Annotated in this window: 10 protein-coding genes and 1 pseudogene; 5 read left to right on the top strand and 6 right to left on the bottom strand. The window is 41.1% G+C overall.

Annotation, left to right across the window (positions count from 1 at the left end; all coding sequences use genetic code 11):
• The first annotated feature begins 412 nt into the window (after positions 1–412).
• The 3 genes from B3Q46_RS00835 (at position 413) to thiM (ending at position 2872) form a co-directional block, all read left to right on the top strand.
• Positions 413–670 carry a hypothetical protein gene (locus B3Q46_RS00835; protein WP_004783954.1) on the top strand — a complete coding sequence of 86 codons (258 nt, stop codon included), beginning with the start codon at positions 413–415 and terminating at the stop codon, positions 668–670.
• A 168-nt stretch (positions 671–838) separates the two neighbouring features.
• Entirely contained in the window at positions 839–1999 is a 1161-nt protein-coding gene (locus B3Q46_RS00830) for a hypothetical protein (protein ID WP_034703545.1), read from the top strand.
• Between the two features lie 39 nt (positions 2000–2038).
• Positions 2039–2872, top strand: coding sequence for a hydroxyethylthiazole kinase (gene thiM, locus B3Q46_RS00825; protein WP_034703548.1), 834 nt, complete (start codon positions 2039–2041; stop codon positions 2870–2872).
• A 477-nt stretch (positions 2873–3349) separates the two neighbouring features.
• Here thiM and B3Q46_RS00820 read toward each other — a convergent pair whose 3' ends face one another.
• Positions 3350–4873 carry a TerC family protein gene (locus B3Q46_RS00820; protein WP_034702321.1) on the bottom strand — a complete coding sequence of 508 codons (1524 nt, stop codon included), beginning with the start codon at positions 4871–4873 and terminating at the stop codon, positions 3350–3352.
• A 961-nt stretch (positions 4874–5834) separates the two neighbouring features.
• Here B3Q46_RS00820 and B3Q46_RS00815 point away from each other — a divergent pair.
• Positions 5835–6299, top strand: a complete 465-nt coding sequence (locus B3Q46_RS00815) for a MarR family winged helix-turn-helix transcriptional regulator (RefSeq protein ID WP_005236095.1) — start codon at positions 5835–5837, stop codon at positions 6297–6299.
• Between the two features lie 82 nt (positions 6300–6381).
• Here B3Q46_RS00815 and B3Q46_RS00810 read toward each other — a convergent pair whose 3' ends face one another.
• From B3Q46_RS00810 to B3Q46_RS00790, 5 genes are all read right to left on the bottom strand, one after another.
• On the bottom strand, positions 6382–7044 hold the full coding sequence (locus B3Q46_RS00810; protein ID WP_034702319.1) for an SOS response-associated peptidase family protein: 663 nt from the start codon (positions 7042–7044) through the stop codon (positions 6382–6384).
• A gap of 92 nt (positions 7045–7136) precedes the next feature.
• Positions 7137–8579 (bottom strand): aldehyde dehydrogenase family protein, encoded by a 1443-nt coding sequence (locus tag B3Q46_RS00805; RefSeq protein ID WP_034702316.1) that lies wholly within the window; start codon positions 8577–8579, stop codon positions 7137–7139.
• 475 nt (positions 8580–9054) lie between these two features.
• Positions 9055–11220 (bottom strand): malate synthase G, encoded by a 2166-nt coding sequence (locus B3Q46_RS00800; protein WP_034702314.1) that lies wholly within the window; start codon positions 11218–11220, stop codon positions 9055–9057.
• Positions 11221–11583: 363 nt separating this feature from the next.
• Complete coding sequence (gene zapE / locus B3Q46_RS00795) at positions 11584–12735, bottom strand: cell division protein ZapE (protein ID WP_034702312.1); 1152 nt, start codon at positions 12733–12735, stop codon at positions 11584–11586.
• Positions 12736–12818: 83 nt separating this feature from the next.
• Positions 12819–13826: a helix-turn-helix domain-containing protein gene (locus tag B3Q46_RS00790; RefSeq protein ID WP_034702310.1), complete on the bottom strand. Its 1008-nt coding sequence runs from the start codon at positions 13824–13826 to the stop codon at positions 12819–12821.
• A 144-nt stretch (positions 13827–13970) separates the two neighbouring features.
• On the opposite strand from B3Q46_RS00790, the pseudogene B3Q46_RS00785 reads away from it, so the two are divergent.
• Positions 13971–15467, top strand: a pseudogene (locus B3Q46_RS00785) (flavin-containing monooxygenase).
• Positions 15468–15487 lie beyond the last annotated feature (20 nt).

Raw genomic sequence — 15487 nt, 5'->3', positions numbered from 1 at the left:
TAATAGTGCGTAAGTCCTACAATATTAAAATTTACTGCCTGAGTTCAGGACAACCTTATCCAATTTAGATGCTGGGCGCTGCAAAACCTGACTTCTAAAAGATTAAGTTCTGATTAATCTGCGTTCTGAATTTCACTTTAAATGCACAAATGACACGCACCAGTTTGAATGCATTTTGTCTCACCCAACAGCAATGGCAGGATTCAAAGAAAGATATATGCCAAGTTTTCAGTAAATATCATATTTTTTTATATTTTCTTATATGCTTGATTTAAAAATATATAATTTATGATTAATAGCAATTCCGAAATATTGATTAAAAAAATGAGCATGGTTTTTGCTACAGTCTAAGTGTGTTTTCTCCAAGCGCAAAAATCCAAGAATAACGACAACCAAGAAATTGAGGTGAGCTATGTATTTAAAACAGCATGTGGTACGGATTGAAAATCTTAAAACACTTCAGGTTCTGGATCAGGCCAATATTGACCATAAAGTCATTGCCCTGTTCATGAGTTCTGAAGGCGTTCAGCTACAAGCGCATGAGGTTAGTGCGATTTTGAATACTTATGATGCACTCGGTGCCAAAAAGGTTCCATCCAAAAAAGTGCAGGCGTTGATTCAAGCGAAACATCAAGGAGAGGAAGACGAAACATTACCCTGCCCCGTTTAAAAAACGATGATCAAGTTTTCTTGAATACAGGGCTACTTCGGTAGCTCTGTTCGTTTAAAGCTCTCTTCTCCTGAAATCTGCTGCATTAAAAATATTGTCAAATGACGCGTGACTTTGATGAGCTGTGTATAATCGCAGTTTCTCTTTATTCTGGAGTTGTGCGCAATCATGGTATTCAACGTTCTGCAAAAACAGCTTGATGAAAGTACGCAGTGCCCGCTATGTAAGGCCTCCATGTACTGGATCGAGGCAGAACAGTATGATCAGGACATTACTTATCATGAATGCAGCCACTGCCAGCATCAGCTCTATACCGACCAGAAACACAACTGTTATTGCGATCAGTGTCTGGCTCAGCGTAAACGTATGCTGAAAGAAGTCCGTTTACAGGAAAACCGGAAAATTTATAAAAAGCAGGATCGGCATGAATATGAGCTTAATCAGCTCAGCTTTATTAACAAACTGTTTCTGCTCTCGATTCTGGATGAACAGGTTCAGGAACATAGCCAGCATCAGGAATATATTGACTGGCATGCCATTAAATATTATTCCATCAGCCCGAATTACCTGTATCAGCATGGTCTGGTCAAAAATCTGCTGAAAGATCAGATTCTAGTTCCTAGAGATATTCAACAAGAGAATCAGCAGTACTATATTAATGTACGTCTGGATGGCTATTCTGAGCCAAGCCTGTTTAGTATTACCCAGCAGTTGCGTTTCTGGTTCTATGAAAATCTGAGTAAAGGCGTGCCTTTTAAAAGTGCGGATGAAGTCAAAGATGCACTGTATTGTCTACTGTATCAGGAAGTCATTCAATTCGCTCAGTTCTATTGCCGTAGCTGGGGTATCCAGATTGCGGGCAATCAAAGTTTTCAGGCTTTCTGCTATCGCCTGCTTGATGTTTTGGCTGTGGGACAGATTTATTATCTCGTGCAATCGGCCCTCGAATATCTGTATCAGCAGAAAGCTTTAAAACCACGAAATGAAAATTTCATTAATACCAATTTACTGAAAAAGACCCTACAGCAATATCGGGAACGTTCAGTGAATGAAAAATGGGAAACCTCAATTCTGCCTCGTCCACCACAATTGCCTTTGAGCAAAATGAGCAGCATTCTGTTTTTCCGCTTTCTTGGTTATGATGAAAATATTTTCTTCCAGCCGATCTGGCGTTCATGGCAGAAGATTGAACCACGCCTGAAATTTTATTCACAAAAACGCTGTATGCATTGCGGCTCAAAAGAGCTTACTGTTGAATATGATGCCAGCGATTATGTCAGCCTGTTATGCCGTAACTGCAAACATCAAGACCATTATTTTACCCGCTAAGCATTTAGCAGCTCTATTCATATTTGAAAGATCAGGATGATGAATACTTCCGTGCAACAATTACAAAATACTCTTCTCGATCAGATCTGTGAAGCCTGGTCATTGCTTCAAGAGCAGCAACCATTGGTGCATGTGATGACCAATGCGGTGGCCAGCAACTATGTGGCCAATATCTTGCTGGCTGCGAATGCTTCGCCCGCTATGATTGATAATCCTTTTGAAGCAGAGAGCTTTGTCAAAATTGCTGGAGCGCTCAGTTTAAATTTGGGAACGCCGACTACCGAACAGGTCGAGGCGATGCAGATCGCTGCTAGAACAGCATACAGTATCCAAAAGTCATGGGTACTAGATCCTGTTGGTTATGGAAATGTACTGCATTGGCGTTCAGGTGTTGTGGATCAGCTCATGACCTATCAACCCACAATTTTACGGGGGAATGCTTCAGAAATTGGTGCTTTGGCAGGGAAAAATATCGAGTCCAAAGGCGTCAATAGCACTGTTGATAGCTCAGAAGTTTATCTACAGGCGCAGTCCTTACTGGAACAATGTGAATGTATCGCTATTTCAGGTGAGTCTGATTACATCATTTCCAGAGATTATCCGGTGATTCAGGTTTTAGGCGGTTCATATTTACAGCCGCGCGTCACAGCAACTGGATGTGCCCTAGGCGCACTGATTGCAGCTTATAGTGCAGTCAGTTCTTCTGCGATCGCAGCACTCTCTGCTCATGTACATTTTGCAATCGCCGGTCAATTGGCTTTTGCCAAAGCAGCAACCTTAGGTCATTTTAATGCTGCATTTATCGATGAGATTCATCAATTGAACATAGAAACGATCCGTCAATATGCAGACTTTCGGATTTTAGCAGATTAAGCATCAGTCGGGTGTTTTATAATGAACACATGGAACACCCTATTACACTATTCAACTTATTTTTTAGATAATTAAATTCAGCTTTAATCTGGCAAAAATAATTTTTCAAGCGCTCAAGCTCAGTATTGTGTAAGCTTTGGATGAGCTTTTGTATCTCAAATTTGACTAATATCTTTCAAAATTACGTGAAATATATATTTTACCAATTAGTCAAATTCACACTTATTTTTAAACTTTATTTAAATTTGTTTAATAATTCTAAACAAAGCATATCTGCAATTTAATACTTCATTAAGATTTCTTACTTCTAAGCCAGTAAAACCTATTACTCATTCTTGGCTTTCAAAATATTCAATACTCCATTTAGCCTGAAGAATAAGCTTAGGTGAGCATTAATATCTAAGTCATAAAGAAGATTCAATAAAAAAATCAGTTGCCCTTAAGCAACTGACTCAAAAAAATAATAAAGACAGGCGATTAACCCTGATAATGGATACTCACCGATTTAATCCGGTTATTTTCGATTTCCATCACCTTGAATTGAACACCTTGGTAGTTCAGTTCAGTACCTACCTCGACCACACTACTGGTTTTATCCAGAATCAGACCAGCAACACTGATATAGCCTGCATCTTCATCAATCAGATCCAGCATACCGAGCTCAAGTTCTAACTGGTACAGATCCAGCATACCGGACGCAATCCAGTGTGTATCATCAACTTTGACCAGATCCAGCTGCTCATCGGCATCTGGGAATTCACCGGCAATTGCCTCAAACACGTCTAGCGGTGAAATCAGACCTTGTACATGACCAAATTCATCACTGACCAGTACCAGAGAGCCTTTTGATGTGCGCAAGGTATTAATCGCGTCAATCACTTTCATTCTTTCAAAGATATAGATAGGGCGATGACGCTTGATCAAAGCTTTTAATTCTTGCGGTTCATCCAGTACATCTAACAGTTCTTTGGCACGAACGATGGTAATCACCTTATCCAAACTGCCCCGGCAAACCGGAAACAGGCTGTGGGGTACAGAAAGGATTTTTTCACGGATCTGTTCCGGACTATCCTCCAGATCGACCCAGGAAATCTGGCTTCGTGGGGTCATGATCGATGCTACAGAACGCTCTGCCAGGGTCAATACTCCGCCAATCATATAGCGTTCTTCATCCGCAAAGGTTTCCTGCGCTTCATGCTGAGTAGTACTTGTGGTTTCAAGCTTGGCACCCATCAGTTGAAGAATACTGTTAGCGGTACGATGACGCAGCGGAATCTTGGCTTCATGCTTCGCAGCATTGCGCTGACTAAACTGGTTAAAGGCTTCAACTGCAATTGCAACACCAATACCAGAGTAGATATAGCCTTTCGGAATATGGAAACCGAAACCTTCTGCCATCAGGCTGATCCCGATCAGTAACAGGAAGCTCAAACATAGAATCACAACTGTCGGATGACGATTCACAAAGTTAGTCAATGGCTTAGACGCCAGTAACATCACGGCCATCGCGATAATCATGGCTGCCATCATGACATAGATATTATTGACCATACCTACGGCAGTAATCACTGAGTCTAATGAGAATACAGCATCCAAAATGACAATCTGAACCACAACGGCTGTAAAGCCCGCATATGCCACCTTGGTCGTGACCTGTATTTCAGGCTTGCCTTCAATTTTTTCATGAAGTTCGGTAACGGCTTTATAGAGCAGGAATAAACCACCAAAGAGCAGAATCAAATCCCGTCCGGAGAAGGTCCAGTTAAATAATTGAATAATCGGTTGAGTCAAGGTGACTAACCAAGAGATTGCGAACAGTAGGCCTAAACGCATCAACAAGGCTAAGGATAGACCAATCACACGGGCCTTATCACGCTGTTCAGGAGGAAGTTTCTCAGCCAGAATGGCAATAAAGACTAGGTTATCAATACCTAAAACGATTTCGAGAATAATAAGAGTAATTAAACCAACCCAAATTCCGGGGTCTAATAAAAATTCCATTAGAACACCATCCCGTTTGAGTATGTAAGCAACGAATATGGAAGATCAACGCACGGCGAGGGATCCATTTAATTTAACCTTTTCGACTTAAGATGTATCTATTATGCATAAACTTATGATTTTTGAACAATAAAATTTATGAAAAACTGTTGCACCGCTTTGCCTCTCCTCATTCTAAAATCTTTTAATTTTCAAATCATTGGCCTGAATCTGTTATGTTCTACATAACTCATTACAAATTAAAGAAAATTTAGGCTTCTTTTTGACCCTAAGCGCATTAAATCTATCTGATAGAAGCCTGAGATATAAATTACTGTTTCTCTTAATATTCATATCTAATCATGCATCATAAAATATTGAATCATCCACTATCCTGCTACGTCCCTTAAATCCACTTATCTAAAGACATATTTTAAATATGGATTTTTTTATTAAAATAGTTCATATACGTTATAAATAGTTAGTCGTGGGATCAAAAGATGCATAAGTTTCTCATCCAAAACGGTTTTATTAGATGGGTGACCAACTTAAATGTACTCGCTCTAGCTTTCGATCAGATTTGAGAAATCCGAATCTGCATCGTGCTACAGATTATAAAATCTATCAGAGCATTCATTTAAACAGCATCGATTTTGAATTGTATTTCCGCATACTCACCAAAAGTAAGATATGCGCAGGTCGGCCATTTATCCATATGGTTTGCCAATCTAGTTCTTATTCAGACTCTAAATTTAATCTGGAGTCTTAAGATTTGCATGTCATATCAATGCCATTCATCTGGATAAAGACAGTTACAATTTGCCCCGATTGATCTACAACACATAAATCACCTGATTTTTTTGATGTTAAGAAGATCTAACAAATGCAATCTCGTTAACATTTTAAAAATAAAGGTTGAAATATGTATAAACTTTTACATAAAATGTCAGTGCCCTAGAAAAATAAATAAAAGGAACATTTCATGACTAAAAAATATGCAAAATTTTTACCTTGTGCAGAACACTTTAATTTAGAAAACTTTCCATACTACTGGGTGACTCAAGTTCATGCCCAATATGTCCTAAATGTAGATCATGCACTTAAAAAGTATGGTGTCGATAATTCACGTCGCCGTATCTTGCTTGCTCTTAAAGCCAAACCACATGCCAGCGTTTCTGACCTGTCAGAAATGGTCGTATCTAAAATGTCGACAACCACCAAGATCGTTTATCGCTTAAAAGATGAAGGTCTGGTTGAGACCTATTCCTGTGAAGACGATGCTCGTATTACCCGTGTCGTGCTGACTGAAAAAGGAATGGAAATGACACATAAAATTAATGACCTGACCAATGTTGTACTGGAACAATCATTTGAAGGGCTAACCCCATTACAAATTGAAAAAACTATGGAAAGCTTACGCCATATCTTTAAAAATTTGGCTCGTTAAGTATTTTTCAATTTTGTATTTAGCTGGCGAGATCAATAACACCTTTTATAATAATTAACGATCCGCCATTGCTTTCTAGGCTTTAGGAATCAAAAAAGTTCAGCTGTGGACTGGCTTTTTTGATTCTTTCTTTTGGTACATGTGAACATTCGAACTCCTCTACTGGAAATCCTTGTACAAAGCTGCGAATATCCGGTTGCGTTAGATTCAGCCATTCATGTAAACGTTCATGTGGAATCACAATGACTGAACGTTTAATATTTCCCGGCTCATGAAACTCTTTCATCATGAGATGGTCTATTGCATCCATCGTAATCATACTGGCTGAACGTACGATTTCATCCTGCACCCGTGCAATTTCATACAGTGCCGCAATAAAGGTCGCCTTTCCATCTTTACGTCTGACGCCCCAGCGCTGTGGTTTATTATCAAAATACTTTGACTCATAAAATTCCGAGACGGGAATCACCCCAAACTTGCATTTGGCTGTCGCTTCTGCAAAGGTTGGTTTTTGCAGCAAAGTTTCATTTCTGGCATTGTAGGTTTTTGTCCCAATCGTTTTATCCTCTGCCCATTTGGGAATAAAGCCAAAGTTAACCAAGCGCCATTCCAGACCTTGATCAGATTGAAATAACAAGGGGGTAGCATAATTCGGATAGACTTCTTCCGGATATTCAAAGGGAATTTCCGGCAAGCCCAGATCATGTATTTGCTGCGAAGTTAAAGGCTTAAAGTTGGCACACATGCTTAATCAGACAGATCACTTGATGTTCTGATTATAGCTTGATGCCAAGCTTAAACCTGTATGGATTATGGATAAGTTTCTATCATTTAATATTATTCACTAGGTACAGTCAGCCAGTGAGTACGGGTGAATTCCTTAAAAATCCAGCGTCCATTGAAACGCCCAAGTCCAGAGTTTTTCTCTCCCCCAAACGGAGCATTGGCTTGATCTGCCACACTAATACTATTGATATGGGTCATACCGATATCAAGCTGTTCTGTAAAATGAACACCACGTTCAATATTCGAGGTACAAACCGCACTGGATAAGCCAAAACGGGTATCATTGGCCAGCTTTAAGGCATGTGTTTCATCACGAGCTTTCAGTATTGGTAGAATCGGTCCAAAACTTTCTTCCTGAGCCAGTGGAGATTCAGGTGCTACCCCAGTAAAGATATGTGGATAGACCAGATTACCTTCTATACCCCCTTCATATACTAGCTCTGCACCCTGCTCTTTTGCACTTTGAATAATCTGCTGATGTTTTTTGACCTGACTCTGATTGATGATCGGACCAATAATGGTTTCTTCTAAATTTGGATCACCTACAGCAACAGTTTTTACCCGTTCTAAAAGCTTTTCCACATAGGCATCATAGACGGACGCATCGACAATGACGCGATTAGTGCTCATACAGATTTGCCCCTGATGCATAAAGCGTCCCATAATTGTCAACTCTACTGCCAGATCAAGGTCTGCATCATCCAGAATCACCAGTGGCGCATTTCCGCCCAGTTCCAGCGCCAGACGTTTAATCCGAGGGCTGGCTAAGGCTTTGCTTCCTACATTTTGTCCAATTTCAGTAGAACCTGTGAATGAGATCATTTTTGGAATTGGGTGCTCGACAAAATAGTCACCGATTTCACTGCCTGCACCCGATACCACATTGAGCACACCTGCAGGTAAGCCAGCTTCTTCAAACAATTTGCCTAATAAGGTTCCACCTGTCACTGGTGTATCACTTGCTGGCTTGAGTGCCACACTATTTCCACAGGCAATCGCTGTTGCTACAGAACGCATGGATAAATGAAATGGAAAATTCCAGGGGCTAATGACACCAATCACACCCAAGGGTTTACGCAGTACCAGACTTTTACGTTGTGGATCTTTACTCTCCAGCTGTTCAGTCTTGATCTGCTCCGGAAATTTTTGGCTTTCCTGAATAATAGATAGAGCAGCGCCAACTTCCAGACCAGCCTTAAAACGGGTACTTCCAGACTCAAGAATTAACCAGTCAATAATTTCATCCTGACGTGCCTGAATTACCTGTTGTAGTTTTTGCAGGATTTGCTGTCTGAACTCTACTGATTTAATGACACCCTGCTGGAAGGCTTTATCAGCTGCCGCATATGCCGCATCAACATCTGCAGTACTAGCCGCCTGTAAAGTAAAGATCGTATCTTGGGTGTAGGGATTCAAATTCTGAATCATTTTCTGGGAACGACCGGGTTGCCACTGACCCGCAATAAATTGCTGATCCAAATTTTGATATGCCATGCTGTTCTTCCCTGCAATTTATTGATTTGCTTTTACTTTAGCAGAGCCATTTCAGGATGGAAGTGACAGCGACGAATTGTTACGCTTTTATCTTGAGCTTTCTAAGTGAATGGAAATTATTGATCCATGAATCTCATTCTTTGCTGTCTAAATCTTCCAGTACGTCAGCCCAAATACGATTCTTATAAGTTAAAAATTGAGAATTAAATTGAGTCTTAAATGCCATTATCCAAAGCTCTACAGCTATCCAGCATGAGGAGCTGTAAACGCTCATAGGAATTGCGATTGGTATATATAAAGCTAATATTCAACAGATAATTATTATTAAAGTTCTCTCCCTTAACCTTGCTCTGCTCTGTTTTAGGTGTTCAATCAGTTAATTTACATTCCAAAAATACATTTTTAACCTTAGATCTTATTTAAGATTTAAGAGCAATAAAAAAAGCCTCCGAAGAGGCTTTTTCAAGTTACAGGATTAGTCACCTGTATAACCTTTAAGTTTTAAACGTGCTGCATGTAGAAGCGGCTCTGTATAACCTGATGGCTGTTCACCACCTTTAAAGATCAGGTCAGAAGCAGCCTGGAATGCAATGCTGTTGTCAAAGTCAGCAGCCATTGGCTTGTACAGTGGATCATTCGCATTTTGCTCATCCACGATTTTCGCCATGCGTTGCATTACTTCTTCAACCTGTTCACGCGTTACAATTCCGTGACGTAACCAGTTGGCAACGTGCTGAGAAGAAATACGTAAAGTTGCACGGTCTTCCATCAAGCCCACATCATTGATGTCTGGAACTTTAGAACAACCTACACCCAGATCAACCCAACGAACGACATAACCCAAGATACCTTGGCAGTTATTTTCCAGTTCTTTTAGTTTCTCTTCTTCAGACCAGTTGGTATCAGTTGCAAGAGGTGGAGTTAACAAATCATCTAAAGGCAATGCTTCAGTTGCAAGCAATTCTTGCTGACGGTTTGCTACATTAATTTGATGGTAGTGAATCGCGTGAATCACTGCACCTGTTGGAGACGGAACCCATGCACAGCTTGCGCCTGCTTCAGGATGTTCAGTCTTGGTTTTGTACATGTCTAACAGCATGTCTGGTTTTGGCCACATGCCTTTACCAATCTGTGCTTTACCACGTAGACCCGTTTGCAGACCTACCATCACGTTACGGTTCTCATAAGCTGGGAACCATTTTTGGCCTTTGATTTCGCCTTTACGAACGAATGGCCCTGCTTCCATGAAGGTATGGATTTCATCACCTGTACGGTCCATGAAACCAGTATTAATAAAGATGGTACGGTCTTTTGCCTGAGCAATACAGTTTTTCAGGTTAACCGAAGTACGGCGTTCTTCATCCATGATACCGATTTTCAGGGTTTTCGCAGGTAAGCCAAGCGCCTGTTCAGCACGTTCAAACAGCTCAACCGCAAATGCAACTTCTTCTGGACCGTGCATTTTTGGCTTAACGATATACATAGAACCGGTACGTGAGTTCTTGATCGTATTCTCACCACGGATATCAGCCACAGAAAGCAATGGAGTTACCAATGCATCCATGATGCCTTCATAAATTTCTTCGCCATCTACAAGGATCGCTGGGTTTGTCATCAAGTGACCAACGTTACGAAGCAGCATCAATGAACGACCATGAACCTTGGTCTCACCGCCTTCAACATTTTTGAAAGTACGGTCAGCATTGAGTTTACGGGTAATGGTCTTGCCATTTTTCTCGATAGACTCTTCAAGCGTACCCTTCATCAAGCCTAACCAATTACGGTAGCCTTCTACTTTTTCTTCAGCATCAACTGCTGCAACAGAGTCTTCCAAGTCCTGAATCGTCGTTACAGCTGCTTCAAGCACAACGTCTTTTACGCCTGCTGCATCTGTTTGGCCAATTGGGCTGTTTGCATCAATCTGGATGATTGCATGCAGGCCGTTATTTTTTAGTACGATTTCAGTCGGCGCAGAAGCTTCGCCATTGTAACCAACGAATTTAGAGCTATCCGCAACAGTTGTGGTAGAACCGTCTTTCAGCGTTACAACCAGCGCATTACCTTCAACTGCATATTTGGTTGCATCAGCATGTGAACCTTGTGCCAGAGGGAATGTTTCATTTAAGAAGTTTTTCGCGAATGCAATTACTTTCTCACCACGTTTCGGGTTATAGCCTTTACCTTTTTCAGCACCATCTTCTTCAGAGATCACGTCGAAGCCGTATAAAGCGTCGTATAAAGAACCCCAGCGTGCATTCGCTGCGTTCAGGCAGTAACGCGCATTACGTACTGGAACTACCAACTGTGGGCCAGCCAATAGTGCAATCTCTTCGTCTACATTTTCAGTGCTGATCTGGAAATCTTCTACTTCTGGTAATAAGTAGCCAATTTCAGTCAAGAAAGCTTTGTAAGCTTGTAATTCAAATGTGTTATTGCGATGCCATTCATCAATTTTAGCTTGAATATCATCACGCTTAGCCAAAAGTGCTTTGTTTTTAGGGCTAAGATCAACAACGACTTGTTCAAAGTTCTTCCAGTATGTTTCGCTGTCCAAACCAGAACCTGGTAGTGCTTCATTTTCGATAAAATCGTAAAGTTCTTTAGCAATCGCTAACTTGCCTTTTTGAATACGTGCAGTCATTGTCTTTCCTGATATTGCTACTTTTTATACAAGAGATTCTAGTATACCGATTAAAATCTAGCTGAATAGTACTATCACACCGCAAAATAATGAGCATTTTTCTAATAAGAATACCCTCATATCCTTATTAAATGATGTCTCACACGATGCAATATCACCCTGCTAAATACCCTCATGACAGTGTATAAAGTTTTTGAAATGTAGAAATTAGACTTAAGTTCAGAATTTTGAATAAAAGTTGTCCGTTCTTTTTATACAAGGTCATATTTAGATCAAGATTAAGCCATGTTTGGCTGAACTTGTCGATCTTTGATGCAATGAAATGCATAAAAAAGCGCCGGTCATGACCAGCGCTTGTTGTATTTATTCAGGCTCGCTCGAAGCTATTTTCTCGATCTGGCGATGTTCAGAATGCAGGTATTCATCTGACTGCATTTCCAATAAGCGTGAACGAGTCCGTTCAATTTCGAAAGCCAGTCGCTCACCTTTATAAAGATCAACGATATTATCTTCTGAGGTCAATAGTAATTTGACTCCACGGTCATAAAATTCATCGACCAGATAAATGAAACGGCGTGTGGCATCATTCAGGAAATCGGTTAAATGCGGCACATTGCTGACTAATACCGTATTGTAAATATTCGCAATTTCAATGAAGTCAGCTGGGCTACGCGGTTTTAGACACAGTTCAGAGAACTCACACCACAAGACATCTTCAGTATGGGCTACAGTTTCCACAATACGGTTATTGATGATGATTGACTCTTGAGAAGAGATTTGGGTTTGAGTCAGTGCAGTATAGCGATGTGCCAACCAGTTTTTATTGTCATGCGTTAGTGGATATTTGAATAACTGTGCCTGCTTTAAGACACGTAAACGGTAATCCACACCGGCATCTACATTCAGAATGACACAGTTTTTCTTGACCATTTCAATGGTTGGCAGAAAACGGTCACGGTGAATCCCATTTTTATATAAACCATCTGGCGCAATATTCGAAGTCGCCACCAGCGTAATGCCACGCTCAAACAGCTTCTGGAACAGATCACTCAGGATCATGGCATCTGTCACATTAGATACAAAAAATTCATCAAAGCAGATCACCACAGCATCTTTATAAATCTGATCCGCTACCAGATCTAGCGGATTGCGCTGACCTGAAAGCTTGTTTAACTCACGATGCACATGCTGCATGAAATGGTGAAAGTGCATACGGGTTTTACGGCGAAATGGAATCGACTCATAGAACTGATCCATGAGCCAGGTCTTTCCACGACCGACTCCGCCCCACATATATACGCCTTTTGGCGAAGTCTGACGACGGAAGCGACGAAAGGCTTTTTTAGAAGCTTTGAAGCGCTGAATTAATTCCAGCCAGGTACGATTCAGCTCATGTACTGCCATGGCCTGTGCATCATCAGGCATAAACTGTCCTGAAGACAAAGCCTGTGCATAACGTTCTGCAGGAGAGATCGGACTAAAAGCGGTGCTGTGCTGTGAATTAAAATCGGACATAGGTTTCGTACTATTCAGGATCTGTTTAATTATAGCGGAGTTTAGAACGCACACTATAACACTTTGGCATTAACTAACTTAGGCTATTTTATATATTGCCGAGGACTTTGTCCAAACCAGCGCTTAAAGGCATGGTTAAAAGCAGCCGGTTCGGAATAACCCAATAACTCTGCAATCATTTCAATCGAATACTGTTTATATTCAATGAGTCGTAAAGCTTTATCTTTAATAATCTCTTCGCGAATCTGTTTATAACTGGTATCGAACTGCTGTAATTGATGGCGTAAAGTACGTTCTGGAATATTCAGAGCCTGAGCCGTTTCAGCCATACTCGGCATCAAACCGGTTTGCAACTCCAGATAATCCTGTACTCGCTGTACCACAGTTGGGACATCAGCATCTTCTGCCAGACGTTCCAGTTCAGCCAGACACTTTGCCTCATAAACTGCAAAGGTCTCCGCATCTGCTGAAGGAATCCGGATATCCAGAATGGCCTCATCAAACCAGAATGCAGCTCTTGCAACACCAAACTGTACCTGTGTTCCATAATAATCACGATAGATTTTCTGGGTAGCAGATTGTTCCGGTGCGGCGAAAGGCAGTTCAATCTGCAGGTCAGGTTTGGACAGGCCCATCATCTTGTAAATATCGCGAATGAACTTGAATGTACCTGAAATCTCAGCTTGCGCGACCAGCATTCCCAGATGGTCTTCCGTTTTCTTGGGATAATAGCAAAGCGCACTGTGGTACTCACTTTGCTCCAGTCCCAACTGGCCGGTAAGATGCGTCAATTGCTGAAAACGAATTACCTGATGCATCGCATCCCGTACGGTTGGACTGGTCACCAGCAACATCAGCAAAGGCCCATAACCTGCCAATGCATAATGCTGGCCGATCGATAAACCCTGTTCTGGCTGGATATCCTGACCCACCACCTTGAGCACATCATATTCCACGCTTGGGTGAATGATTGAAGTCGGATCAAGCGCATCAACACGCAAGCCGATATTTTGCAGTTTTTGATCGACCTCTATACCAGCCTTGCGCATGCCCTGGATCAGATACATCAGACTGAGAACAGAACGTTTCATAACTATACGAATACAATGTGATAGCTCTAGTTGTACTATAAAAATAAACCGTCGGCTATTGCCGTTTAGATCAATTTTATATCTAATAGCCAGTTAATAAATCAAGATAATTATCCATTATTAAAATAAGCAAGGAATGCGAAGATGCTGGACAATACACGCCTTACCCACACTCATCCTTATACCAAAGTGGCCATTATCGGTGCCGGTTTTGGCGGGATAGCGATGGCAATACGTTTACAACAGTAAGGCATCCATGATTTTATTATTTTAGAAAAAGATAGCGATTTTGGGGGAACCTGGCGCGATAATCAGTATCTGGGAGCGGCCTGTGATGTGCAATCACATATGTATTCCCTTTCCTTTGCACCCAAAACTGACTGGTCAAAACGCTATGCCGAAGCACCGGAAATTTTCAGCTATATTCAAGATTTAGTCAGTCATTATAATCTTCGGGCTTTTGCTCGGCTGAATACCGAAGTACTTGGGGTTCATTACCAGTAAGACCGATGCTTATGGTAAATCCATCTGCAGGATCAAAGCATTCTGGAAGCTCAGTTTGTAGTATTTGCCTCTGGTCCTTTACATGTTCCTCAAATTCCCCATATTACGGGCATTGAAAAATTTAAGGGTAAAATCTTTCACTCTTCTCACTGGGATCATCATTATGATCTCAAGGGAAAAAATGTTGCATCGATTGGGGCTTGTGGCAGTGCAATTCAATATATCCCTAAAATTGCACCCAAATGCAAACAGCTCTATGTCTTTCAACGTACTGCGGCTTGGGTTATTCCACGGGATGAGCGCCTATATCATGACCTGGAAAAAAAGCTGTTTTCCAAATATGAATGGTTCCGCAAGTTACACCGGATTCGTCTGTACTGGTCTAATGAGTCGCGTGTAGTGCCTATCGTTAAACCAACTGTCATGAAATATGCTCAGAAACTCGCAGAAGCTTATATTCGCTATCAGGTCAAGGACAAGGAAACTGCCAAGAAATTGACCCCAGATTACATCATGGGCTGCAAACGGATTCTGGTGTCTAACCAATACTTCCCTACCTTTAACCGTAAAAATGCGGAACTAGTGACTGAAGGTATTCGTGAAGTGACCGAAAACAGTACTATTACTGTAGATGGTAAAGTACGTCCGATTGAGTGCCTGATCTACGGTACCGGATTTATTACCGATCCAAGAATTTATCTGAAAAATTTCGATTGCACTGGCCTGAATGACATTCACTTAACTGATGTCTGGAAAGATGGTGCCGAAAGCTATTATGGAATCTGTGTTAAAGGTTTTCCGAATCTGTTCCAGCTATTAGGACCGAATACTGTGTTGGCACATAACTCAGTGCTTTTTATGATTGAAGCGCAAGTAAGTTATATCCTGCAAATGATCGCCCTAGTAGATCAATCACATAGTAATGCGATTGTGGCCAAAGATCAGGTACAGGAAAAATTCAATCAGGATGTCCAACATATGCTGGACAATACGGTCTGGCAATCTGGCTGTATCAGCTGGTATCAACAAGAAGGTGGGAAAAATTTTGCCTTATGGCCCACCTATACCTGGAAATACTGGCTCAAAACCAAAACCCTTAATGCAGCAGATTATTATTTTTTAAATAAAGCCAGTTAAAAGTCCCTCACATTCATAGG

Source organism: Acinetobacter sp. UBA2581 (assembly GCF_002339435.1).
Classification (GTDB): domain Bacteria; phylum Pseudomonadota; class Gammaproteobacteria; order Pseudomonadales; family Moraxellaceae; genus Acinetobacter; species Acinetobacter variabilis.
This window is presented reverse-complemented; position numbering and strand designations above follow the sequence as displayed.